The following is a 22165-nucleotide window of genomic DNA, read 5'->3' as shown; positions in this document are numbered from 1 at the left end:
CACCTCAGCCCGCCTACCCCAAGGGAAGGTGCATCAAGCCGGCTTCACCGGCGGCAAAAGCGGCGCCTTCAGCCCGTCGAAGGGATCGCGCCAGGTGTCGATGTCTTCGAGCCGGCGATACCAGGCGAAGATGGAGGGATAATCACCCAGCGGCAGGCCGGCGACATCGTTGAAGGGCAGGAACGTCGCCATGCGGAAATCGGCATAGGAAATAGACCCCCCGACCAGCCATTGCCGCCGGGAAAGCTCGGCCTCGAGGATTGCTGCCGCCCTGCGGAATTCTTCCATTCCCTCTTCGATCTTGCCCGGATCGATCGGGCCAAGCCCGTAGCGCTGCTTGGTGCCGCGCTCGAAATGCAGGGTGTCGCAAGCCCTGACGAAGTTCTCCTTGCCCCAGCTCAGCCAGCGGATCATCTCGGGCTCGTCGTCGCCGCTGCGCCAAAAATCCGAACGCGCGTCGCGTGAAAGCCGGCAGGCTATGGCGTCGGCCTCCCACAGGCTGCCCACGAGCCTGCCAGTATGGGCAATGCAAGATTGGGATTGAGCGGCCGAAACCGCTCGGCCTGCCCCGGCGCCATGGGTGCGGCGAACTCAAACTCAACCTTCGCCTTGAGCGTGCGCGCCACCGCGACCGCAAGGCGAGGATTGGGATTGCGGCTGAAGAACAGTTTCATCTCGATGCCGGTGCTGGATGGTATCGGCGCGACCTTATCACATACAAGATCACCCCTTCATCGGCTGAACAAATGGCGGCAGCGTGTCGGCAATCGCTCTGGTCGGACCACCATTCCGCTGGCGCAATCCGCCGTTCGGCGTATCATTCAAATGGGGGAGGGTTCATGGCAGGAGGAGGCCAATGAACGTCGTGCCGAGGGTGGCTGTCGTTGACCTGACAGCCCAACAACTTGTTTCATCTGCACTTTCAAAATTCCGCGCCGGCGACACCATATCGACCAGGGCAACACTGGACGCCGTCCGCCGCAGTGCTCCTGCTTGCGGCGACAGCGACGACGAATTGGTCGAGCTGATCGTCATGACGGCAATTGGTAGGACCATGGGTGTCGTGTTCGACCATCGGTCCCGATAGCTTTATTTGGCCCGATAGCTTTACTTGGAACGAATACCCCGATTGGGCCGTTCGACCCGAGTAGAGTTCAGGAGTTGGCGTAATGCGTGATGAACAGTTCGACATTTCCGTGACGATCGAGGGTGAGCAGGCCGGACTTCCCCTGACAGTGACCGGAACAGTCCAGGCCGCCTCGCTGCTGGTCGACAGCTGGCCGGGTGACAGCCGCGGGCCAAAATACCGGTCGGCCTTGAAAGCCCAGATGGATGCGATGGAGCAACGGCGGGCGGTTGGTACGGCGCGACGCGCATTCACCGCCGCCGCGCGCGAAGCCAGCGTGTTCCTGCGTGAAGGCCGACCAAGCCACTGATCTGCCGGGACCGATGCGCGTTTAGCTGCCCAGCGGATGCGGCATGTAGCCGACAAAGCCTGCTATCTTCCAGCGATCAGCCACTTTCGTGCAGAAATAGAGCGTCTGCCATTTCAACTTGTCGACTGTGCCGTCGGCTTTGGCGATGGAGCCGTTGAACTTCTTGTGCAGCACCGCACGGTCGCCATCGACATCGATGTCGCGCATGTTGGTGACCCGGAAAATCGCCTCGCGCAGCGGTTCGGCAAACTCTGTCGCCGCCGTCTCCTTGGCCTGGCGCAGCCACTCGTCGCGATAGGCCGTCAGCGTCGGGAACTGCAGCCGCCACGCGTCCGCGTCGCTGAGGAAATGCGCGTGCATGCCAAAGAAGCTTGCGGCAACGAAATCATCCTCGACCATCGACCAGTCCTGGCTGATAAAAGCGTCGATGTCACGCCGCACCAGCATCTCCCAAAGCGCGTGACGATCGGCATCACCGGCCGGAAACGGGTTCTTGTCGTAGGTCATTCCTGGTCTCTCCTGTCCGGCAATGCACCTGCCGCCTCTCGGTCCATGCCCCGCGAGCGCGATCAGCCGGCGGCGGGCAAAATGCTGTGCCGCTTGTCGTAAAGCAACACGCATTTCGAAAAATGTTGCTTCCTTGCAAGGCCTCTATGAGGATTGTGTGGAGAGGCGTAGACGGTCCAGAAGAAACGGGATCGCAGGCGACCCGACAATTTCTGAACAGGAGACCACCCCTTGCCCAAACAGTGTTTTGGAACATCCCATGTCCCGCTCTCCCCAGCCGTCCGCGCCGGCGATTTCGTCTACATCTCCGGCCAGGTGCCGGTCGGCAGCGACGGCCTGGTGGTCAACGGCGGCATCGTTGAGCAGACCGAACAGGTGCTCTCCAACATCAAGGCAGCACTGGCGCTGGCCGGCTGCACCCTGGACAATGTGGTCAAGACCACGGTCTGGCTCGAGGATGCGCGCGATTTCGGCGCCTTCAACACCGTCTATGCCAAGCATTTTCCTAGGAATCCGCCGGCCCGCACCACCGTTGAGTCGCGGCTGATGATCGACATCAAGATCGAGGTCGAGGCCGTCGCCTACAGGCCGATCTGACGGGACGACGCAAGGGAGCTGGCGCCGATGCAATTCGATCTCCTCGTAAAAGGTGGCCGCCTCATCGATCCGGCCTCGGGCCTCGACGCACACCGCGACGTTGCCATCGCCAATGGCCGCATCGCCGCGATCGAAGCCGCCATTGGTGCTGAACACGCCACACGAGTCGTCGATGCGAGAGATTGCATCGTCACGCCCGGCCTCATCGACCTGCACAGCCATGTCTACTGGGGTGGCACTTCGCTTGGCGTCGACGCCGACCGCCTCGCCGCCAAGAGTGGCACCACCACCTTCATCGATGCCGGCAGTGCCGGCGCCGGCAACTTCTTCGGCTTTCGCCGCCACGTCATCGAACGTTCGAAAGTCCGCATCCTCGCCTATGTCAACATTTCCTTCGCCGGCATTTTTGGGTTCTCGCAGACCGTGTCGGTCGGCGAGTGCAGCGACCTCAGGCTCTGCGAGCCGCGCGAGGTGGTCGCGGCGGTGCGCGAGCATGCCGATGTCGTCGTCGGCGTGAAAGTCCGCTCCGGCAAGCATGCCGGCGGCACCAGCGGCATCGCGCCGGTTGACCTCGCGCTGGAGGCCGCCGACAAAGCGGGCATGCCGCTGATGGCGCATATTGACGAGCCGCCACCCGGCCGTTCGGAAGTGCTGCCGCGCCTGCGCAAGGGCGACATCCTCACCCATTGTTTCCGGCCGTTTCCCAACGCGCCGGTCTTTGCCTCCGGCGTGGTGCGGCCGGACATGCATCTGGCACGCGAGCGCGGCGTCATTTTCGACATCGGCCACGGCATGGGCTCGTTCGACTTCGAGGTCGCCAAAGCGATGCTCAAGGAGGGGCTGGCGCCCGACGTGATCTCGAGCGACGTGCACCTCTACTGCGTCGACGGTCCCGCCTTCGACATCCTTGTCTGCATGTCGAAACTGCTGGCGCTCGGCATGCCGCTGGTCGAAGTCCTGCGCGCCGCCACCGAGCGCCCCGCGCAAGCGATCGCAAGACCCGATCTCGGCACGCTGGCGGTTGGTTCGGTCGGCGACGTCGCGGTGCTCAGGCTCGCTTCAGGCCGCTTCACCTTCGTCGACGCGGTCGGCGCTTCGCTGATTGCCGGGCAGCGGCTGGTCTCGGACGGCATCGCCATCGGCGGCACCTGGTGGCCGAACGAGGCGCCCGACCACAACGAAACCGAGCGCTTCGAAGCGCATGCGCAGCATACACATGTAGAGGTCGCTGCGCGGCATTTTGGGCGCGGGTGATCTCCCCCCTCGAGGGGGAGATGTCGCCGAAGGCGACAGAGGGGGTCGCCGCGCGTAAAGCGCCAACCTCCATCTGTCGCAAGAGGCCGAGCCCAGTCGGACCAACCCCCTCTGGCCTACCGGCCATCTCCCCCTCAAGGGGGGAGATCGAGCTTCACCGCCCTGCGTTACTCGGTGCCCCATACACCGGCGTCGCAATGCCCTCCATCCGTGCCTTGATCTGCAGCGCCACATACTTCGAGTAAAACCGCGACAGCGCCAGGTTGCCGCCCTGGAACCACAGCGCTTCCTGCGCCGTCGGCTTCCACATGTTGCGCAATTCGCCTTGCCATGGCCCCGGATCGCCCTTCACGCCCGAGCCAATCCCCCAGCACGGACCGACCTTGTCGGCGACCTCGCGCGAGACGATGCCCGCCACGGTCTCGTTCATCGATTGATAGCCGGTGCAGGAGATGATCGCGTCAGCGCCCAGCTCGGTGCCATCGTCAAAAAGAATGCCTGTCGGCGTCAGCGACTTGATCGCCACGCCGCTGCGCACACCGATCTCGCCATCGATGATCAATTCCGAGGCGCCGACGTCGATGTAGAAGCCCGAGCCGGTGCGGTAGGCCTTCATCAAAAGGCCGGTCTCGTCCTCGCCGAAATCGATAGCGAAGCCCGCGCCGCGCAATCGGTCGTAGAACGCCGCGTCGCGCGCCTTGATGATTTCGTACAGCGCCTGCTGGCCTTTCGGCAGCAGCGCGAACGGCGTCGAGGCGACGATCATGTCGGCCTTCTCGGTGGTGATGCCGCGCGCCAGCGCCTTTTCCGAAAAGATCTCGAAGCCGACTTCCATCAGCGTGTCCGACTTGACCACCGTCGTCGGCGAGCGCTGGACCATCGTCACCTTGGCGCCGCTCTCCCACAGGTCGACGCTGACATCATGGCCCGAACTTGCCGCACCGATGACGGCAACACGCTTGCCGCGGAATTTCTCACCGCTGGAATACTGGCTGGAATGCAGCAGTTCGCCCTGGAACTGGTCCGCTCCCGGCAGATCGATCTGTCGCGGCGGGCCATAGGCGCCGGTGGCGAAGACGATGTGCTTCGGCTTCAGCGTGATGCGCCGACCGACGCGCTCCACCTCGACGGTCCAGAGCTTTTCGGCCTCGTCATAGCTGGCGCTGATGCACTTCGTCGCGACCCAATAGTTGAGTTCCATGACCCTCGTGTACATCTCCAGCCAGTCGCCCATCTTGTCCTTTGGCGTGAACACCGGCCAGTTTTCCGGAAACGGAATGTAGGGCAGATGGTCGTACCAGACCGGGTCGTGCAGCACGAGCGAGCGATAGCGGTTGCGCCAGGAATCGCCGGGCCGGGCATTCCTCTCGATGATGATCGTGGGCACGCCCAGTTGCCTGAGCCGCGCCCCCAGCATGATGCCGCCCTGGCCGCCGCCGATGATCAGGCAATAGGGCTGCTCGCTGGCGCCGAGGTCGCGTGTCTCGCGCGCCCGCGCCTCCGACCAGGTCTCGCGGTCCGGATCGGCCTTGTGGCGCACACCGAGCGGCCGCGCCGGCCCTTTGCGCTCCTCAAATCCCTTGAGATCGCTCATCGCCGTGAATAGCGTCCGGCAGCGGCCGTCCTGCAAACGCATCAGGCCCTGGCCATGCGCCGATGACGTCTCGAAGGTAAACCAGGCTTCTATCGTGCCTTCGTCCGAAGTGGCCTCGCCGGCGAGTTGCCAGGCGGTCGGTTTGGTCGTCGCCAGCGTCGCCTTGAGCATGTCGCGGATCGCAGCGTGGCCTTCCATGGTCTTTATGTTCCAGGTGAAGGCTAAGAGATCGCGCCAATAGCAGTCCTCGACGAACAGCCCGGTCACCGCCGTGGCGTCGCCCGCTTCGAGCGCCCGCGCAAAGGCGGAGAGCCATGTCGCCGCCTGTTTCGATGGTGCCATGTCGAGCATCTGGTCTTCCCTCATCCTGCACGCCGCACGCGGCAGAAATCCCGACCTCTCGGTCCTTCTCTGCCGTTCGTCGACCCCTACCATAATGGCGATAATCCGCTCGCAACAACCCCGAAGCCTGGCGTGCGGATTGCGATCAAATGTCCGACATATCGCCGTCAGGCGGAGCGAGGCCCGGCCCCCCGCGTCGGAAATCTTTATAGGAATTTTATATCTTTCCTCTGCGCCCCGTCTCGAACCTTTATGGCGATCGGGTCCATATTCCATGACGAGCAAAACGCTCCCGGCGCCGTCACTGATCAAGCTACGGCGAGCCTCTTTCATGGAATTTCGGCCCTGCCGATTGCAGAGCCAAGTACAAAGCCGAAGTAAGGAACAGCACAATGGACGTCATTGTCATCGGGATAGGCGTTTTGTTTTTCGCCCTGTCCTTCGCCTACGTCAAAGCCTGCGACAGAATTTGAGCGGGGATCCAAAAATGCTTGTCGATTATATCCTTGGCGGCGGTGTGACCTTGTTCCTCCTCGCCTACCTGACTTACGCCCTCGTTCGTCCAGAACGCTTCTGACAGCACCTGGTACCAGGCACGGAAAGCACCTTCAATGACTCTCAACGGATGGCTCCAGATCCTCGTTTATTGCGGGATCATCATTTTGCTGGTGAAGCCGCTCGGCGGCTACATGCACCGCATCTTCACCGGCGAACGCACATTGCTTTCGCCGCTTTTTGGCCCGCTTGAGCGCGGGCTTTATCGCATTTCGGGAACCAGCGAGCGCGAGGAGCAGCACTGGACCGGCTATGCGGCGGCCCTGCTGTTCTTCAACCTGGCCGGTTTCCTGGTGCTCTATGCCTTGCAGCGGCTGCAGGGCAGCCTGCCCTACAATCCCGCCGGCATGGCCGCCGTCGAGCCTGGGCTCGCCTTCAACACCGCCGCCAGCTTCATGACCAACACCAACTGGCAGAACTACGGCGGCGAAAGCACAATGTCCTATCTCGTGCAGATGGCCGGCTTCACCGTGCAGAACTTCCTGTCGGCGGCAACCGGCATCGCCATCGCCATCGCGCTGATCCGTGGCTTTGCCCGGGCATCGGGCAAATCGATCGGCAATTTCTGGGTCGATATGACCCGCTCCACCCTCTATCTGCTGTTGCCGTTCTGTATCGTCCTGACGCTGGTCTATGTCTGGCTCGGCATGCCGCAGACGCTCGGCGCCTATGTCAACACGACGACGCTCGAGGGCGCCCAGCAGACGATCGCGGTCGGACCGGTCGCCTCGCAAATCGCCATCAAGATGCTCGGCACCAATGGCGGTGGCTTCTTCAACGCCAACGCCGCCCACCCGTTCGAAAATCCCGATGCGATCTCCAACCTGATCCAGATGGTGACGATCTTTGCCATCGGTGCGGCGCTGACCAATGTTTTCGGCCGCATGATCGGCAACCAGCGCCAGGGCTGGGCGATCCTCGCCGCCATGGGCGTCATGTTCATCGCCGGCGTCGCCATCTGCTATTGGGCTGAAGCCGCCGGCAACCCGCTGGTCCATGCACTTGGCATCGATGGCGGCAACATGGAAGGCAAGGAGAGCCGCTTCGGCATCGCCTTGTCGGCATTGTTCGCGGTCATCACCACAGCCGCGTCCTGTGGCGCGGTCAATGCCATGCATGGCTCCTTCACCGCGCTGGGCGGCATGATCCCGATCATCAACATGCAGCTCGGCGAAGTCATCGTCGGCGGTGTCGGCGCCGGTCTCTACGGTATTCTGATGTACATCGTCGTCGCCGTCTTCGTCGCCGGCCTGATGGTTGGCCGCACGCCCGAATATCTCGGCAAGAAGATCGAGGCCAAGGAGGTCAAGATGGCAATGCTCGCCATCCTCTGCCTGCCGCTGGCGATGCTGATCTTCACCGCCGTCGCCGTGGTGCTGCCGACAGGCGTTGCCTCGATGGGCAATTCCGGCCCGCACGGCTTCTCCGAGGTTCTCTATGCCTACACCTCGGCGGCGGCCAACAATGGCTCGGCCTTTGGCGGCCTGACCGGCAACACGCCCTGGTACAACATCACCATCGGCATCGGCATGCTGATGGGCCGCTTCCTGGTCATCATTCCGGCCCTGGCAATCGCCGGTTCGCTGGTGGCGAAGAAGACGGTTCCGGCCTCGGCCGGCACCTTCCCGACCGACGGTCCGCTGTTCGTCGGGCTGCTGGTCGGCGTCATCCTGATCGTCGGCGGCCTCACATTCTTCCCGGCTCTGGCCGTCGGACCGATCGTCGAACATCTGGCCGGCATCCATGGGCAGACCTTCTGAGACCGTCATGGGCTGGGTCAACATCATGCGCCGCAAGGCTCGGCCCCGAGCCGACAATGAGGGGGAGGCAACTCCCCCTCCCTTCCCGACCGTGTCCACCTTCCTCGGCCTGGCGGCAGTCATGATCGTGATCTGGCTGCTGGTCTACGGGCCGCCCTTTTCGGCATCCGATCGACCGGTGCCGTCCAACAACAGCGAAGCCGGAGCTTCAAAATGAGTCACTCAAAATCGGCCAGCATCATGGATGCCCGCATCCTGTGGCCCGCCATCGGCGGCGCCTTCAGGAAACTGAACCCGCGCACCTTGAGCAAAAATCCGGTGATGTTCGTCGTCGCCGTCGTCTCGGCGCTCACCACCGTGCTCTTCATCAAGGACCTCGTCACCGGCGGTGGCGATCTCGGCTTCTCGCTGCAGATCATCATCTGGCTGTGGTTCACCGTGCTGTTCGCCAATTTCGCCGAAGCGGTCGCCGAAGGCCGCGGCAAGGCACAGGCCGACTCGTTGCGCAAGGCGCGCACCGAGACCCAGGCCAAGCTGCTGACCGGCGAGGACCGCACAAAATTCAAGCTGGTGCCCGGCACCAGCCTGAAGGTTGGCGACGCCGTGCTGGTCGAAGCCGGCGACATCATCCCGTCGGATGGTGAAGTGATCGAAGGTGTCGCCTCGGTCAACGAGGCGGCGATAACAGGTGAATCGGCGCCGGTCATCCGCGAATCCGGCGGCGACCGTTCGGCCGTCACCGGCGGCACGCAGGTGCTGTCCGACTGGATTCGCGTGCGCATCACTGCCGCCTCCGGGCATACTTTCCTCGACCGCATGATCTCGCTGGTCGAAGGTGCCTCGCGCCAGAAGACGCCGAACGAAATCGCGCTCAACATCCTGCTCGTCGGCATGACGCTGATCTTCGTGCTGGCCACCGCGACCATCCCGAGCTTCGCCTCCTATTCGGGCGGCTACATCTCGGTGACCGTGCTTGTCGCTTTGTTCGTCACCCTGATCCCGACCACCATCGGCGCCCTGCTGTCGGCCATCGGCATTGCCGGCATGGACCGCCTGGTGCGCTTCAATGTGCTGGCCATGTCGGGCCGCGCCGTCGAGGCTGCCGGCGACGTCGACACGCTGCTGCTCGACAAGACCGGCACCATCACACTTGGCAATCGCCAGGCGACGGAGTTCCGCCCGGTCAAGGGCGTCACCGAGCAGGAACTGGCAGACGCCGCACAGCTCGCCTCGCTCGCCGACGAGACCCCTGAGGGACGCTCGATCGTCGTGCTGGCCAAGGAGAAATACGCCATCCGCGCCCGCGACATGGCGACATTGCACGCCACCTTCGTGCCCTTCACCGCGCAGACCCGCATGAGCGGCGTCGACGTCGATGGCTCGTCGGTGCGCAAGGGCGCGGTCGACTCGGTGCTCGCTTTTGTCAATCAGTCGACGGTCGCCACCCATGGCACACGTCCCGGCAGCGACACCGTGCGCGACCTGCAGGCCATCGCCGACGAGATCGCCAAGTCCGGTGGCACGCCGCTGGCGGTGGAGCGCGACGGCCGCCTGCTCGGCGTCGTCCACCTCAAGGACATCGTCAAGGGCGGCATTCGCGAACGCTTTGCCGAACTGCGCAAGATGGGCATCCGCACGGTGATGATCACCGGCGACAATCCGATGACGGCGGCGGCGATCGCGGCCGAAGCCGGCGTCGACGATTTCCTCGCCCAGGCGACGCCGGAGGACAAGCTGAAGCTGATCCGCGACGAACAGGCCAAGGGCAAGCTGGTCGCCATGTGCGGTGACGGCACCAACGATGCGCCCGCACTTGCCCAGGCCGATGTCGGCGTCGCCATGAACACCGGCACGGTCGCCGCCCGCGAAGCCGGCAACATGGTCGACCTCGACAGCGACCCGACCAAGCTGATCGAGATCGTCGAGATCGGCAAGGCGCTGCTGATGACGCGTGGTTCGTTGACGACCTTCTCCATCGCCAACGATGTGGCAAAATATTTTGCCATCATCCCGGCGATGTTCGCCGTCTTCTACATCGCGCCAGGGCAGACCACCGGCCCGCTGCAGGCGCTCAACGTCATGCACCTGGCAACGCCGCAGAGCGCCATTCTCTCGGCCATCATCTTCAACGCGCTGATCATCATCGCGTTGATCCCGCTGTCGCTGAAAGGCGTCAAATATCGCGCCATCGGCGCCGGCGCGCTGCTCAGCCGCAACCTGCTCGTCTACGGCCTCGGCGGCATCATCGTCCCGTTCGTCGGCATCAAGGCGATCGACATGGCCATCACCGCGCTTGGCCTCGCATAAGGAATTACATTCATGCTCAAGCAAATTAGACCCGCGATCGTCATGATCGTCTTCTTCACCGTCCTGACCGGCCTGGTCTATCCCCTGGGGATGACCGGCATCGCCCAGGCTCTGTTCCCGCATCAGGCGAATGGCAGCCTGATCGAGAAGGACGGTAAGGTCATCGGCTCCGAACTGATCGGCCAGGGCTTCGCCAGCGACAAGTATTTCCATGGCCGGCCCTCGGCTGCCGGGGACGGCTACAACGCCGCCGCCTCCGGCGGCACCAACCTCGGCCCGACTAACCCCAAACTGATCGACCGCATCAAGGGCGACGCCGAAAAATTGAAGGCGGAAAATCCGAACCAGCCGGTGCCGATGGATCTGGTCACGACCTCTGGCAGCGGGCTGGACCCGCATATCAGTCCGGAAGCGGCCTACTTCCAGGTCGCCCGGGTGGCCAAGGCCAGGGGTGTCGACGAGGCTAAGGTCAAGACGCTGGTCGACAGCAACATCGAGGATCGCGAACTCGGCTTCATGGGCGAGCCGGTGGTGAACGTGCTGGCGCTCAACCTTGCGCTGGACGCCGCGAAAGAGTGAATGGTACCAGCCGGGGATCGACAGCATCCCCGGCGCCATTCATGATCGACAAGAATGCCAATGCCGGAAGATAGAAGCAACGAAACCAGACCTTCCCCGGACGCGCTGCTTGATCATGCGGAGCGGGAGGCGCGCGGTCGCCTGAGGATATTTCTTGGCGCGGCACCGGGCGTCGGCAAGACCTACGAAATGTTGATGTCGGGCCGCGCCAGGCTGGCCGACGGCATCGACGTGGTGATCGGCATCGTCGAGACGCACGGCCGCAAGGAAACCCTGGCGCTGGTCGAGGGCTACGAGGTCATCCCGCGCCAGAAAGTCGACTACAAGGGCCGCATCCTCGAAGAGATGGATATCGATGGCATCCTCGCCCGGCGCCCTGCTCTCGTTCTTGTCGACGAGCTCGCCCACACCAATGCGCCGGGCAGCCGCCATCCCAAGCGCTACCTCGACGTCCAGGAAATCCTGACGCACGGCATCGACGTCTACACGACGCTCAACATCCAGCATGTCGAAAGCCTGAACGACGTCGTGGCGCAGATCACCCGCGTCAGGGTCCGCGAGACCGTCCCGGACTCCATCATCGATCAGGCCGACGACGTCGAGATCATCGACCTCACCCCCGACGACCTGATCAAGCGGCTCGAAGAGGGCAAGGTCTATTTCCCCAACACTGCCCAGCGCGCGATCGAGAACTATTTCTCGCCCGGCAATTTGACGGCGCTGAGAGAACTGGCGTTGCGCCGCACCGCCCAGCGCGTCGACGAGCAATTGCTGATCCATATGCAGGCCCATGCTATCCCCGGACCTTGGGCAGCCGGGGAAAGGGTTCTCGTCTGCGTCGACGCGCGTCCAGGCGGGGCCGCCCGCGTCCGCTATGCGCGCAGGCTGGCCGACCGGCTCCGTGCCCCGTGGACGGCGCTCAATGTCGATACACCTCGCTCGGCCGCCATGTCCGAGGAGGACAAGGACCGATTGGCGACGCATTTGCGCCTTGCCGAGCAGCTCGGCGCCGAGGTGACGACCATTCCGGGTCAGAACGTCGCCCAGGACATCGTTCGCCACGCGACGGCGAACAACTTCACCCATATCGTCATCGGCAGGCCGACGCGATCGCGTTGGCGCGAACTGATCGAGGGCTCGCTCACCTACGATCTCATCCGCAATGCCGGCGACATCAGCGTCCATGTCATTTCGGGAACCGATCGAGGCAACGAGGCCAGCGCCAGGAGCGTCAAGGCGGCGGACGAGCAGTGGCAGTTCGATGTCTGGCCCTATCTCAAAGCGACGGCCTTCGTTGCTGGCTCGCTCGCCTTTGCCGTTCTGCTCGACCAGTTTCTCGACGTTCGCAATCTCGCGATCATCTTTCTCATCGGCGTGCTGACATCGGCGGTGACCGGCGGTCTGTGGCCGGCCCTGTACGCCTGTCTCGTCAGCGCCCTCGCCTTCAACTACTTTTTCCTGGAGCCGCGCTACACGCTGACGATCCGGGATCCGGAGAGCATCGTCGCCCTCGCCGTCTTCCTCGTTGTTGCCGTCATCGCCAGCAACCTGACGGCGCGGGTGCAGCGTCAGGCGGTCGCCGCCCGCTCACGCGCACGGGCGACGGAAGACATCTATCTCTTTTCAAAGAAGCTTGCTGGCGCCGGGACGCTCGACGACGTGCTCTGGGCCACTGCCTTCCAGATCGCCTCGATGCTGAAGCTGCGTGTGGTGCTGCTCCTGCCGGAGGACGGAACGATCACCGTCAAGGCCGGCTATCCGCCCGACGACACGCTGGCCGAGGCCGACATCGCGGCCGCGCGCTGGGCCTGGGAGCACAACCGTGCCGCCGGGCGCGGCGCCGACACGCTGCCTGGTGCTAAACGCCTCTATCTGCCGTTGCGGACCGGGCGCACGGCGGTCGGTGTCGTCGGCCTCGACAACGACAGGCAAGGTCCGTTGCTGACGCCCGAGCAGCAGCGGCTGCTCGATGCGCTCGCCGACCAGGCGGCTGTCGCCATCGAGCGTATTCAGCTCGTCGGCGACGTCGACCRGGCCAAGCTTGCGGCCGAGGCGGACCGCCTGCGCTCAGCGCTGCTGACCTCCATTTCCCATGATCTGAAAACGCCGCTTGCCGCCATCATGGGCGCGGCCGGCACGCTCCGCGAATTTGCGCCGGCTCTTCCTGAAGAAGACCGGGCGGAATTGCTGTCGACCGTGCTCGACGAATCGGAGCGATTGAACCGCTTCATCGCCAATCTGCTCGACATGACCAAGATCGAATCCGGCGCCATGGAGCCGAACTATGCCTTCCACTATGTCGGCGACATTGTCGGTTCCGCGCTGCGTCGGGCGAAGAAGATCATCTGCGAGCACAAGACCGAGATAGACATTCCCGCGGATCTGCCGATGTTGCGGCTTGACCCCGTCCTGTTCGAGCAGGTGCTGTTCAATCTCCTCGACAATGCCGCAAAATACGCGCCATCGGGCTCGACGATCCGGCTGCAGGGCTGGGTCGACAACGGGTCCGTCACCCTGCAGATCATGGATGAGGGACCGGGCATTCCCCCTGGCGATCTCGAACGCATCTTCGATACGTTCTACCGGGTGCGCAAGGGCGACCAGGTCCGCGCCGGCACCGGGCTTGGTTTGTCGATCTGCCGCGGCTTCATCGAGGCCATGGGCGGGACGATTGCGGCGGCAAACCGGACCGACCGCTCGGGTGCCGTTTTCACCATCCGAATGCCGGTGGCGGCGGAACTGCCCGATGTCGTCGACGCCAATGTTGATGACCAGGATGTGAGCGACTTGGCATGACCAATTCGAACGTCAGGATATTGGTCGTCGACGACGAGCCGCCAATCAGAAAACTGCTTCGCGTCGGCCTCGGCAGCCAAGGCTATGCGATCAGCGAGGCACCCAACGCCAAGGCCGCGATTGAGATCGTGGAGACGGACAGGCCGGACCTGATCCTGCTCGATCTCGGCCTGCCCGGCATGAGCGGCCACGACCTCTTGCGCAAATGGCGCGATGACGGCCTCGATATTCCCGTGGTCATCCTGTCCAGCCGCACCGACGAGGCCGGCATCGTCCAGGCGCTGGAACTCGGCGCCGACGATTATGTCACCAAGCCGTTCGGCATGAACGAACTGGTCGCGCGCATTCGCGTGGCCCTCCGCCACAAATTCCAGCAGCAGGGCGAGAAGCCGGTGTTCCACACCGGTGACCTCACCGTCGATCTGGTCAAGCGCATCGTCAAGGTCGAGGGCAAGGAGATAAAGCTGTCGCCGAAGGAATACGACATCCTGCGCATCCTGGTGCAGCATGCCGGCAAGGTGCTCACCCACCATTTTCTGCTGAAACAGGTGTGGGGCGATTCGACCGACGTGCAGTATCTCAGGGTCTATGTCCGCCAGCTCAGGCAGAAGATCGAAAAGAGCCCCGACCAGCCGCGCTACATCACCACCGAAACCGGCGTCGGCTATCGCCTTCGCGAAGTCGAGTGAAGGCGAAGCACGTTGCTTTGTCGACGCTCAGTCGGCCGACAGTTCCGCGGTTCTGGCAAGCGCACCAGCAAAGCCGTTCAGGGGGATGGAAAAACTGACCGGCTGCAGCGTGTCCGCCGCGACCGCATCGATCTTCAAGGTCGTGCCTGCCGCGAGCAGGGGCGTGACGTTGGCATCGAACGTCACCGGCACCAAGCACCCGACCGCCTGGCAGGTGTTGAACTGCAGGCTGCCCTCAAGCTTCTGGTCATCGATCGAAAGCGCAATCCCCTTGGCCAGGGCCAGGCCGAACGGCAGGGCCAGGGTTCCGGCGGCATCGTCGCCGGTCTTGCTCGACAGTTCTATCGCCAGCAGGCGCTGGTTGGTCTGCTTGTTGAACTGCTGATGCGACAGGCTGCAAACCTTGGTCGTGCCAGTGATCTGGCAATTGACGATCCAGTCGCCATGGGTCTCGGACAGGGCCGACGCACCGCCGGGCAGTTGCGGTGGCTTGGTTGCGTCGGCGGCAGCTGCCACCACCTTGTCACCCTTGGTTTGCGCCGCAAACGCCACCGATCCGGCGATGCAGGCCGCGCCAAGCATTGCCAAGAAATATGCTCGCTTGCTTCTCATCGAGATCCCCTATTGCCCTGGTTCGGAGCAAGCCATTGAGCCCAGGCAGGCACCGACGCGATAGAGCGGCGAAACGACCGCTTCCGTCAAGAGCCACGCCGGATCGCCAGGCAGATTCTTGGGCGACGACCCCACCAATTTGGCTGTGGTCGACCCTTGACCATGGCACATCGGGACAAACGCCCTATATCTAGGAAGGTTCTGTTTTGCACGGGAATGAGTGCATGTCGCCGCTTCGCTTTTCGTCGGTCTTGATGACGGCAATCCTGGCAACAGCCTTTGTGCCGGTTGCAACCTCGTACGCTTCGGCGCAGGTCGTCATCCCGACAAATCGCAATGCGCTGGTCGAGCAAAACGAACTGCAGATGCTGGAGAACAGACTGCAGCGGCAGCAATTTCAGCAGCAGCAACAGCAGTTCCGTGCCCAGGACCGCGAGATCGTACCGCCGCAACGGCCGATTGTGCCGGTGATCAAGCCAAGCTGCCAGCTGCAGCCGTCGGGTGGCGGTTTTGTCACCGTATGTCGCTGACAAGCCGGCGCTTTTCATTTATTTAGCCGACTTATGTGATTGTGATGCTGCCTGGAGCAAAGGCGGTTTTGGCTTTTGCAGCGGTGCCTGATCGCGTTATGGGGCATTGCTTCGACTGGATTCTCACCAATGGCAGCCACCAAGAAGAAAGCGGTCCGCAAGGCAAAGAAAGGCGAACGGATCCGCCAAGTTGCAGCCATTCCCTTTCGGCTGGGCCAAGCTGGCGATATCGAAATCATGCTGGTGACGTCGCGCACGACAAAGCGCTTCATCGTGCCCAAGGGCTGGCCGATGAAGGGCAAGAGCGGGCGCAAGGCGGCGATGATCGAAGCCCAGGAAGAAGCCGGTGTTCTCGGCAAGATCCTGAAGGAGCCGGCCGGCACCTATTCCTACTGGAAACGGCTGGCGAACCGCTTCGTCCACGTCGACGTCATTGTCTATTTGCTTGAGGTAACCGAGGAGCTCGCCGACTGGCAGGAGGCCAAGAGGCGGCAGCGTGCGTGGTTGGCCCCGGCCGACGCGGCGTCGCTCATCGACGAGCCGGATCTTTCAACCCTCGTCAGCGCTTTGAAGGCACCCGAAACCGCAGCGGCCAACCCGGCTTGAATTTCGCGAAGCTTGTAAAGCAATGTGACGCAGCCGGGTCAACTGCTCTATAACCTTGCAGAATCCGTACAATGACTGCACCTTGAAGAAAATCGAATATGATAAAACTTTACCTAAACATCTATTACCTGACGCGACGTAACATGTGAATTGCCAAGACAAGCGATTCTAGAAGCAAAAAACCCGAAGAATTTATTGGCCGTTAAGACCGGCATGCTACTCGGATTGCTGTTGCTGTTTGCAGGCGACATGAGGCAAGGGCATCGCCCTCATCGACATCTGCATCACTCGGCAGGCAAGTTAACGGGGGTCATGGCAATCTCCATGGAAGCTCGATGAAGCTTTCGCAGACAGACACCAGCCCCCGTCTTCTCGGGCTCGTCTGGCCATTCATCATTGTCGTCCTTGTTCAGGCCATGGTCGCCAGCGGCAGCCTCTACACTCTGTCGGCAGTCCGCGCCTATGTCGGCGGTGAAAGCCAGTGGTCGAAGGGCCAGAAACACGCGATCTATTTTCTCAGCCTCTATGCCGGCACCGGCAGGGAAGAATTCTTCGGCGAGTATCGCGCAGCCATCGCAATTCCGCTGGCCGATCATGCGGCGCGGCTTGCTCTCGAGCAATCCGAACCGGACACGAACGCCGCTCGCATCGGATTCCTGCAAGGCGGAAATCACGCGGATGACGTGACGGGGATGATCTGGCTGTTCCAGAATTTTCGCGGCTTCAGCTATCTCGACACGGCCATCCGGCACTGGACGGCTGCCGACAGCATGATCCTTGACCTCGACCGACTGGGCGACTCGATACATCGCACTTTCAGGCAGGAACCGGTCACCGCGGCGCAAATCCGTGCCTGGAAGACAGAAATTCATCAGCTCGACCACCAGATCGGCCCGCTCTCCAAGGCTTTTTCCGACAGTCTCGGCGAGGGATCCCGCTTCATCATGATGGCGCTCATGATGGCCAATCTCGCCACCGCCGCATTGCTTATCGTGCTTGCGGTTTGGCGCACCCGCAAACTCCTGGCGCAGCGCCGGGCTTTCCAGAACGCCCTCAACACCGAACGTGAGCGTGCCCAGATCACGCTGGCTTCCATCGGACAGGCCGTCATCAGCACCGGAGCAGACGGGTGCCTGGATTATATGAACTCCGTGGCGGAATGTCTGCTGGCATGCCCGCTTAGTGAGGCCAAGGGCAAGCCAGTCGCGTCGCTGTTTCGGCTGGTGGACAAGGACACTGGCGTCGAAGAGCCTCAGTTGATGGAGCGCCTGCTGGCCGGTGAGCCGCACGGCGCCAACGTCCGCCCGCAACTGCTGCAGCGCGCTGACGGCTCACTTGTTCCCGTTGCGTTGACCGGTGCGCCACTCCTCGTTTCCGGGCGCGTCGTCGGCGCGGTCCTCGCCTTCCACGACATGAGGCGTGAACAGGAGTACATCGAGCGGCTTTCATGGCAGGCGTCGCACGACGCGTTGACCGGGCTTGTCAACCGCCGCGACTTCGAAAGCCGCCTGGACAAGGCAATCACGGAACTGCAGTCCCGCCAGCATGCGCTGATGTATCTCGATCTCGACCAGTTCAAGCTTGTCAACGATACCTGTGGCCATGCCGCCGGCGATCAGTTGTTGCGGCAGATTTCCGTATTGCTCGGCAATGAACTGAGACCAGGCGACGTCCTGGCCCGGTTGGGTGGTGATGAGTTCGGCGTGCTGCTGCTCGATTGCCAACCGGATCTCGCTGCCAGCATCGCCGAACGGCTGCGCGCGACCGTGCAGGATCTGCATTTCGCCTGGGGCGCCAGGCAGTTCAACATCAGCGTCAGCATTGGCATGGTTCAGATCACCAATCGCGAGATCACGCTCGAGGAGGCCCTGCAAGCCGCCGATGTCGCCTGCTACATGGCCAAGGAAAAGGGCCGCAACCGGGTTCAGTTGCATAGCGACAGCGACATGGCCTTGCGGGAGCGCTTCAGCGAGATGGCCTGGGTTCAGCGCCTGCACGCAGCGCTGGAGGAGAACCGTTTCAAGCTTCATGCCCAGGAAATCTGGCCGCTCAACGGGGCAGCGGCGGAAGCCGGCGCTCATATCGAGATCCTGTTGCGGCTGACGGACGAGGACGGCCTCATCGTTTCGCCAGCCAGCTTCATTCCGGCGGCCGAGCGCTACGGCCTGATGCCGTCGATCGACCGTTGGGTGGTGCGCAACACCTTGAGCATTCTGGCCGCCCGCCTTGCCGATCCGCAAGCCGCCCCCATCGCCACCTGCGCCATCAATCTTTCCGGAGCGAGTTTCGGCGACGAGACGTTCCTCGGCTTCCTGCGCGAACAGTTTCTCGTCCACAGCATTCCACCGAAAATGATCTGCCTTGAGATCACCGAGACCAGTGCCATCGCCGACCTCGCCAACGCCATCCGCTTCATTGCAGACTTGCGCCAATTGGGCTGCCGCTTCGCCCTCGACGACTTCGGCTCCGGCATGTCTTCCTTCGCCTATCTGAAGCACCTGCCTGTCGACTACCTCAAGATCGACGGCAGCTTCGTCAAGGACATGCTGGAGGACCGGATCGACCGTGCCATGGTCGAGATGATCCATCATATCGGCAAGGTGATGGGCAAGCGCACCATCGCCGAATTCGTCGAAAGCGAAGGCATTGTCGCGGCATTGAAGGAAATCGGCGTCGACTACGCCCAGGGCTTCGCCATCGCCCGGCCGCAACCTTTCGATGCCTCGACGCGGTTGCTGAGCCCGGGAGCAGCACCGCCCGCTCTTGACGACGATTTGTGGAGCGCCCTTGCGCGCAAGCTGCGCAAGGCCGGATGACCACAGAAGCCGCAGCCGGCTTCCTCAGTTCAGCTTGACCAGCACCACCCGGCGGTTCTTGGCACGGCCCGCCTCATCGTCATTGCTGGCGACAGGCGCCATCATGCCGGCGCCGGCGGCCGTCAACCGCGCAGCGTCGATGCCGTATTTCGACACAAGCGCCGCCTTGACCGCTTGCGCCCGCCGCGACGACAGGTCGAGATTGTAGTTGAAGGCGCCCTGATTGTCGGTGTGGCCGACAACGATCACCGCCATCTTGGGCTCATTGGCGAGAAGCGTCGAAATCTCCTTCAGCGTCGGCTCCGATTCCGGCTTGATGTCCGCCTTGTCGGTGTCGAAGAAGATGCCGTAGAGCGAGATGCTGCCGGTCGCGGTCAGCGAATCCGCCATCTTGGCCGCTTCGACCACCACCATCTTCTTGTCGCGCGCCTTGGGCTCCAGCACATGGACGACGGCGACGGTGCGGCCGTTGAGTTCCTTGCAGTAGAGATCGTCGGTCAGCGAATAGGTCTGCACGGTGACATAGGCGTCGCCCCCGTCCTGCGGCACCTTGGCCGCGAAAAAGCGCTGATCGTTGATGCCCGAGGCCAACGCACAAGCGCCGTTGGAAAAAGCCGCATCCTTGAGATCGCTCTCATGGAAGAAATACATCGTCAGGCTCATGTCGCCGCCGCCGCCGCTCGACGAACGGTCGGCGGCACCACCGCATTCCTCCTTCTTGCATTCGAACAGCACTTCGCCGCCGGCCCCCTCGACCACATCCTGATAGTTGCGCAGCACTTCGAGCGGCGAGCGCTCGGCCGGCAGCACATAGGCTATGCGCGTCAAGGCGCCCTCGACCTCGGCCTTCTTGTCCGGCGCGAAAACGCGGTTGTTCATCGCATCACGCGCGTCCGCATCGGCGCTTGGCTTCAGCGCCGACAGCGGCACGTTGAAGTCGGTGAAGGCTGACTTCTGATAGGAGACGATGAACGAACCTTCGTAGCGCTTGGCCAGATGATTGTCGGCAGCGCCTTCAATATCGGCGGTTGGCACTGTCGCGTCGGCTGCCGCCAGCCGCACCGTCACCAGGAGCACAAGTCCCGCCCAGAAAAACTTTACAATTGTCGCCCTCATTGCACCCATCGGTCGCCCCTCTTCGGATGAAAATTGACGCCTAGCAGAGCATGCATGTCCGGTCGATGACGCGCTTCACACTCGCCGTTCGAGCAGGATCGTCGCCGCATCGTGATAGGTGGTCCGCAGCAATTCCTTGTAACCGCACTTTGCCGCGACATTCAGCGAGCCGGTGTTTTCCGGATCTATGATGCAGACGGTTCTTGCGAATGTCTCGTCGCCCCAGGCGAGAGTCCGCCCGACGACTTCGCTGGCAAGCCCCTGCCCGTGTGCGTGCGAAGCCAGCGCCCAGCCGGCTTCTGGAATGCCTTCGATCGACGGCTCCATATCACGCTTCAAATCGTGCAAGCCGGCCTCCCCAATGAAATGGCCGGTCGCCTTGTCCTCGATTGCCCAGAAGCCGTAGCCCAGCAGTGACCACAGGCCGGCATGCCGCAGGAAGCGCATCCAGCTTTCTTCTCGCGTGCGCGGCTTGCCGCCGATGAAACGGGTGACGACAGGATCAGCCCACATCGTCACATAGGCGTCGAAATCGCCCAACCGGTGCGCCCGCAGGATGGTTCGTTGCGTCTCGATGACCGGAGCCGATCGTGTTTGAAGAGCGCTCATGACATGCCTCGCTTGGGATAGCTGGCGACTAGCAGACAGCCTGAGGGATACCAAGGGCCAGCAACTGGCCCGGCCCTATGTCAGCCGCGAACATAGGCTGCGGGTATGGGAATCTTGCCGAACGATGCAACCTTTCGCCAGCAGTCGATTTGAGAATGGCCCACGTGCCGGTTCGGCGCCGGCCGTCCAAAGTGAGGGAACACATGGACACCACCGATCTTGTGCTTGCCATCGTCCATCATTTGCTGGTGTTCTCGCTGGCGGGCATCATCGGCGCCGAGTTTGTCCTGATCCGTGGCGACCTGCCTGCCGCGACACTGAAGCGCCTTGCCGGCATCGATCGCCACTATGGCATCATCGCCACGCTGATCGTCATCGTCGGCATCGGCCGCGTCCTTTACGGCCTGAAGGGCTGGGAGTTCTATGTCTACAACTGGGTGTTCTGGGCAAAAATGGCGGCCTTCGCCATTGTCGGCCTGTTGTCGATCATCCCGACCATCCGCTTCATTTCCTGGAACCGGCAGGCCAGCGCCAATCCCGCTTTCCTGGTGCCGGCAGCTGAGCTCGCTTCTGTGAAAACCTATATCCGCGCCGAAGCCTTCATCTTCCTGCTGATCCCGGTCTTCGCGGCAGCGATGGCGCGCGGCTACGGCTACTGAATTTCATCCGGCGGGCCGAGCGGCGCGAGTTCGACCAGCGGCGCCGGCACATCGGTCGTCTTCTCCTGCGCCTTGCAGATATCGGCGATGACGCAGGCCGGGCAGTCCGGTTTGCGCGCCTTGCAGACATAGCGGCCATGCAGGATCAGCCAGTGATGCGCATGGCGCATATATTCGTCCGGAATGATCCGCAACAGGCCCTGCTCGACCTGTTCCGGCGTCTTGCCGGGGGCCAGGCCAAGCCGGTTGCCGATGCGCAAAATATGCGTGTCGACGGCCATCGTGTGCTGGCCGAAGGCCATGTTGAGCACGACATTGGCGGTCTTGCGCCCGACCCCCGGCAACTTGACCAGGTCGTCGCGCTCGTCAGGCACCCCGCCGCCATGATCGCGGATCAGCGCTTGCGACAGCGCAATGACGTTCTTGGCCTTGTTGCGCCACAGCCCGATGGTGCGGATGTGGTCGCCAACCCTGGCTTCGCCCAGCGCCAGCATCTTTTGCGGCGTATCGGCAACCTTGAACAGCGCCCGCGTCGCCTTGTTGACGCCGGCATCGGTGGCTTGCGCCGAAAGCACCACCGCCACCAGCAACGTGAAGGCGTTGACATGTTCGAGCTCGCCCTTCGGCTCCGGCCGCTGGACGGAAAACCGCCGAAAAATCTCGTGCACTTCTGCCGCGTTGTAGAGCGAACCGGGCCGCGCCGGCCTGGGGCGTGGCTTGGCGTTCGAGCCGTCACGACGGCCAGGCGGCAATTCATTTTTGGGTGCGGACAATTTTTTGGACTTGGGGCTCGCCATTCCC

General features: G+C 62.7%; 21 protein-coding genes and 1 pseudogene. 15 read left to right on the top strand and 7 right to left on the bottom strand.

The features are described from left to right. Positions 1 to 33: 33 nt before the first annotated feature. Positions 34 to 674: pseudogene (locus AC1DXN_RS23230) on the bottom strand (glutathione S-transferase family protein). A gap of 182 nt (positions 675 to 856) precedes the next feature. Here AC1DXN_RS23230 and AC1DXN_RS23225 point away from each other — a divergent pair. Together AC1DXN_RS23225 and AC1DXN_RS23220 are read left to right on the top strand one after the other, a co-directional pair. Then, positions 857 to 1087, top strand: coding sequence for a hypothetical protein (locus AC1DXN_RS23225; RefSeq protein ID WP_477249146.1), 231 nt, complete (start codon positions 857 to 859; stop codon positions 1085 to 1087). An 82-nt stretch (positions 1088 to 1169) separates the two neighbouring features. Further along, positions 1170 to 1436 carry a DUF982 domain-containing protein gene (locus AC1DXN_RS23220; protein ID WP_477271395.1) on the top strand — a complete coding sequence of 89 codons (267 nt, stop codon included), beginning with the start codon at positions 1170 to 1172 and terminating at the stop codon, positions 1434 to 1436. Positions 1437 to 1457: 21 nt separating this feature from the next. Here the strand turns inward: AC1DXN_RS23220 and AC1DXN_RS23215 are convergent, their stop codons facing one another. Continuing rightward, a complete protein-coding gene (locus tag AC1DXN_RS23215; RefSeq protein WP_477271393.1) occupies positions 1458 to 1943 on the bottom strand; it encodes a hypothetical protein in 486 nt (161 codons plus the stop codon). Between the two features lie 231 nt (positions 1944 to 2174). On the opposite strand from AC1DXN_RS23215, the gene AC1DXN_RS23210 reads away from it, so the two are divergent. After that, a complete protein-coding gene (locus tag AC1DXN_RS23210; RefSeq protein ID WP_477271391.1) occupies positions 2175 to 2540 on the top strand; it encodes a RidA family protein in 366 nt (121 codons plus the stop codon). A gap of 27 nt (positions 2541 to 2567) precedes the next feature. After that, positions 2568 to 3794, top strand: a complete 1227-nt coding sequence (locus tag AC1DXN_RS23205; protein ID WP_477271389.1) for an amidohydrolase/deacetylase family metallohydrolase — start codon at positions 2568 to 2570, stop codon at positions 3792 to 3794. A gap of 154 nt (positions 3795 to 3948) precedes the next feature. Here the strand turns inward: AC1DXN_RS23205 and AC1DXN_RS23200 are convergent, their stop codons facing one another. Then, positions 3949 to 5739 carry an NAD(P)-binding domain-containing protein gene (locus AC1DXN_RS23200; RefSeq protein ID WP_477271387.1) on the bottom strand — a complete coding sequence of 597 codons (1791 nt, stop codon included), beginning with the start codon at positions 5737 to 5739 and terminating at the stop codon, positions 3949 to 3951. On the opposite strand from AC1DXN_RS23200, the gene AC1DXN_RS23195 reads away from it, so the two are divergent. From AC1DXN_RS23195 to AC1DXN_RS23165, 7 genes are read left to right on the top strand one after another with little or no spacing between them, the layout of a single operon-like run. Next, positions 5729 to 6307, top strand: coding sequence for a potassium-transporting ATPase subunit F (locus AC1DXN_RS23195; protein ID WP_477271385.1), 579 nt, complete (start codon positions 5729 to 5731; stop codon positions 6305 to 6307). The two genes, AC1DXN_RS23200 and AC1DXN_RS23195, sit on opposite strands and share 11 nt — an antisense overlap. A 34-nt stretch (positions 6308 to 6341) precedes the next feature. After that, complete coding sequence (gene kdpA / locus AC1DXN_RS23190) at positions 6342 to 8045, top strand: potassium-transporting ATPase subunit KdpA (protein ID WP_477271383.1); 1704 nt, start codon at positions 6342 to 6344, stop codon at positions 8043 to 8045. A 7-nt stretch (positions 8046 to 8052) separates the two neighbouring features. Beyond that, a complete protein-coding gene (locus AC1DXN_RS23185; protein ID WP_477271381.1) occupies positions 8053 to 8262 on the top strand; it encodes a hypothetical protein in 210 nt (69 codons plus the stop codon). Further along, on the top strand, positions 8259 to 10352 hold the full coding sequence (gene kdpB, locus AC1DXN_RS23180; protein ID WP_477271379.1) for a potassium-transporting ATPase subunit KdpB: 2094 nt from the start codon (positions 8259 to 8261) through the stop codon (positions 10350 to 10352). The genes AC1DXN_RS23185 and kdpB overlap by 4 nt, the downstream gene beginning before the upstream one ends. Positions 10353 to 10364: 12 nt before the next feature. After that, entirely contained in the window at positions 10365 to 10931 is a 567-nt protein-coding gene (kdpC, locus tag AC1DXN_RS23175; protein WP_477271377.1) for a potassium-transporting ATPase subunit KdpC, read from the top strand. Between the two features lie 60 nt (positions 10932 to 10991). Continuing rightward, entirely contained in the window at positions 10992 to 13727 is a 2736-nt protein-coding gene (locus tag AC1DXN_RS23170) for a DUF4118 domain-containing protein (protein WP_477421672.1), read from the top strand. Further along, complete coding sequence (locus AC1DXN_RS23165) at positions 13724 to 14416, top strand: response regulator transcription factor (RefSeq protein WP_477271373.1); 693 nt, start codon at positions 13724 to 13726, stop codon at positions 14414 to 14416. Before AC1DXN_RS23170 ends, AC1DXN_RS23165 begins: the two co-directional genes overlap by 4 nt. 27 nt (positions 14417 to 14443) lie before the next feature. On the opposite strand, the gene AC1DXN_RS23160 is transcribed toward AC1DXN_RS23165, so the two are convergent. Continuing rightward, on the bottom strand, positions 14444 to 15028 hold the full coding sequence (locus AC1DXN_RS23160) for an invasion associated locus B family protein (RefSeq protein WP_477271371.1): 585 nt from the start codon (positions 15026 to 15028) through the stop codon (positions 14444 to 14446). Between the two features lie 254 nt (positions 15029 to 15282). On the opposite strand from AC1DXN_RS23160, the gene AC1DXN_RS23155 reads away from it, so the two are divergent. The 3 genes from AC1DXN_RS23155 (at position 15283) to AC1DXN_RS23145 (ending at position 18980) form a co-directional block, all read left to right on the top strand. After that, the gene (locus tag AC1DXN_RS23155; protein ID WP_477271506.1) at positions 15283 to 15558 is read left to right on the top strand and encodes a hypothetical protein; all 276 of its coding nucleotides are present in this window, start codon (positions 15283 to 15285) and stop codon (positions 15556 to 15558) included. Positions 15559 to 15687: 129 nt separating this feature from the next. Then, positions 15688 to 16164, top strand: a complete 477-nt coding sequence (locus AC1DXN_RS23150; RefSeq protein ID WP_477271369.1) for an NUDIX hydrolase — start codon at positions 15688 to 15690, stop codon at positions 16162 to 16164. A 335-nt stretch (positions 16165 to 16499) separates the two neighbouring features. Then, on the top strand, positions 16500 to 18980 hold the full coding sequence (locus AC1DXN_RS23145; protein ID WP_477271367.1) for an EAL domain-containing protein: 2481 nt from the start codon (positions 16500 to 16502) through the stop codon (positions 18978 to 18980). Between the two features lie 24 nt (positions 18981 to 19004). Here AC1DXN_RS23145 and AC1DXN_RS23140 read toward each other — a convergent pair whose 3' ends face one another. Together AC1DXN_RS23140 and AC1DXN_RS23135 are read right to left on the bottom strand one after the other, a co-directional pair. Further along, positions 19005 to 20105: an OmpA family protein gene (locus AC1DXN_RS23140; protein WP_477271365.1), complete on the bottom strand. Its 1101-nt coding sequence runs from the start codon at positions 20103 to 20105 to the stop codon at positions 19005 to 19007. Between the two features lie 66 nt (positions 20106 to 20171). Beyond that, a complete protein-coding gene (locus AC1DXN_RS23135) occupies positions 20172 to 20705 on the bottom strand; it encodes a GNAT family N-acetyltransferase (protein WP_477271363.1) in 534 nt (177 codons plus the stop codon). 203 nt (positions 20706 to 20908) lie between these two features. Here AC1DXN_RS23135 and AC1DXN_RS23130 point away from each other — a divergent pair, with 203 nt between their 5' ends. After that, positions 20909 to 21364, top strand: a complete 456-nt coding sequence (locus AC1DXN_RS23130; protein WP_477249181.1) for a DUF2214 family protein — start codon at positions 20909 to 20911, stop codon at positions 21362 to 21364. Here the strand turns inward: AC1DXN_RS23130 and nth are convergent. Then, positions 21358 to 22161 (bottom strand): endonuclease III, encoded by an 804-nt coding sequence (gene nth / locus AC1DXN_RS23125; RefSeq protein ID WP_477271361.1) that lies wholly within the window; start codon positions 22159 to 22161, stop codon positions 21358 to 21360. The genes AC1DXN_RS23130 and nth overlap by 7 nt on opposite strands. Between the last annotated feature and the right edge of the window lie 4 nt (positions 22162 to 22165).

The sequence above is a fragment of the Mesorhizobium sp. P2_H9 genome (assembly GCF_056403215.1).
The sequence above is the reverse complement of the archived record's forward strand: the minus strand, read 5'-3'. Positions and strand labels throughout refer to the sequence as shown.

What these genes read in the sequence shown, in the direction of transcription:
- AC1DXN_RS23225 (WP_477249146.1), top strand. Translation starts at nt 857, where the DNA reads ATGAACGTCGTGCCGAGGGTGGCTGTCGTTGACCTGACAGCCCAACAA.
- AC1DXN_RS23220 (WP_477271395.1), top strand. Translation starts at nt 1,170, where the DNA reads ATGCGTGATGAACAGTTCGACATTTCCGTGACGATCGAGGGTGAGCAG.
- AC1DXN_RS23215 (WP_477271393.1), bottom strand. Translation starts at nt 1,943, where the DNA reads ATGACCTACGACAAGAACCCGTTTCCGGCCGGTGATGCCGATCGTCAC.
- AC1DXN_RS23205 (WP_477271389.1), top strand. Translation starts at nt 2,568, where the DNA reads ATGCAATTCGATCTCCTCGTAAAAGGTGGCCGCCTCATCGATCCGGCC.
- AC1DXN_RS23195 (WP_477271385.1), top strand. Translation starts at nt 5,729, where the DNA reads ATGTCGAGCATCTGGTCTTCCCTCATCCTGCACGCCGCACGCGGCAGA.
- AC1DXN_RS23200 (WP_477271387.1), bottom strand. Translation starts at nt 5,739, where the DNA reads ATGCTCGACATGGCACCATCGAAACAGGCGGCGACATGGCTCTCCGCC.
- kdpA (WP_477271383.1), top strand. Translation starts at nt 6,342, where the DNA reads ATGACTCTCAACGGATGGCTCCAGATCCTCGTTTATTGCGGGATCATC.
- AC1DXN_RS23185 (WP_477271381.1), top strand. Translation starts at nt 8,053, where the DNA reads ATGGGCTGGGTCAACATCATGCGCCGCAAGGCTCGGCCCCGAGCCGAC.
- kdpB (WP_477271379.1), top strand. Translation starts at nt 8,259, where the DNA reads ATGAGTCACTCAAAATCGGCCAGCATCATGGATGCCCGCATCCTGTGG.
- kdpC (WP_477271377.1), top strand. Translation starts at nt 10,365, where the DNA reads ATGCTCAAGCAAATTAGACCCGCGATCGTCATGATCGTCTTCTTCACC.
- AC1DXN_RS23165 (WP_477271373.1), top strand. Translation starts at nt 13,724, where the DNA reads ATGACCAATTCGAACGTCAGGATATTGGTCGTCGACGACGAGCCGCCA.
- AC1DXN_RS23160 (WP_477271371.1), bottom strand. Translation starts at nt 15,028, where the DNA reads ATGAGAAGCAAGCGAGCATATTTCTTGGCAATGCTTGGCGCGGCCTGC.
- AC1DXN_RS23155 (WP_477271506.1), top strand. Translation starts at nt 15,283, where the DNA reads ATGACGGCAATCCTGGCAACAGCCTTTGTGCCGGTTGCAACCTCGTAC.
- AC1DXN_RS23150 (WP_477271369.1), top strand. Translation starts at nt 15,688, where the DNA reads ATGGCAGCCACCAAGAAGAAAGCGGTCCGCAAGGCAAAGAAAGGCGAA.
- AC1DXN_RS23145 (WP_477271367.1), top strand. Translation starts at nt 16,500, where the DNA reads ATGAAGCTTTCGCAGACAGACACCAGCCCCCGTCTTCTCGGGCTCGTC.
- AC1DXN_RS23140 (WP_477271365.1), bottom strand. Translation starts at nt 20,105, where the DNA reads ATGGGTGCAATGAGGGCGACAATTGTAAAGTTTTTCTGGGCGGGACTT.
- AC1DXN_RS23135 (WP_477271363.1), bottom strand. Translation starts at nt 20,705, where the DNA reads ATGAGCGCTCTTCAAACACGATCGGCTCCGGTCATCGAGACGCAACGA.
- AC1DXN_RS23130 (WP_477249181.1), top strand. Translation starts at nt 20,909, where the DNA reads ATGGACACCACCGATCTTGTGCTTGCCATCGTCCATCATTTGCTGGTG.
- nth (WP_477271361.1), bottom strand. Translation starts at nt 22,161, where the DNA reads ATGGCGAGCCCCAAGTCCAAAAAATTGTCCGCACCCAAAAATGAATTG.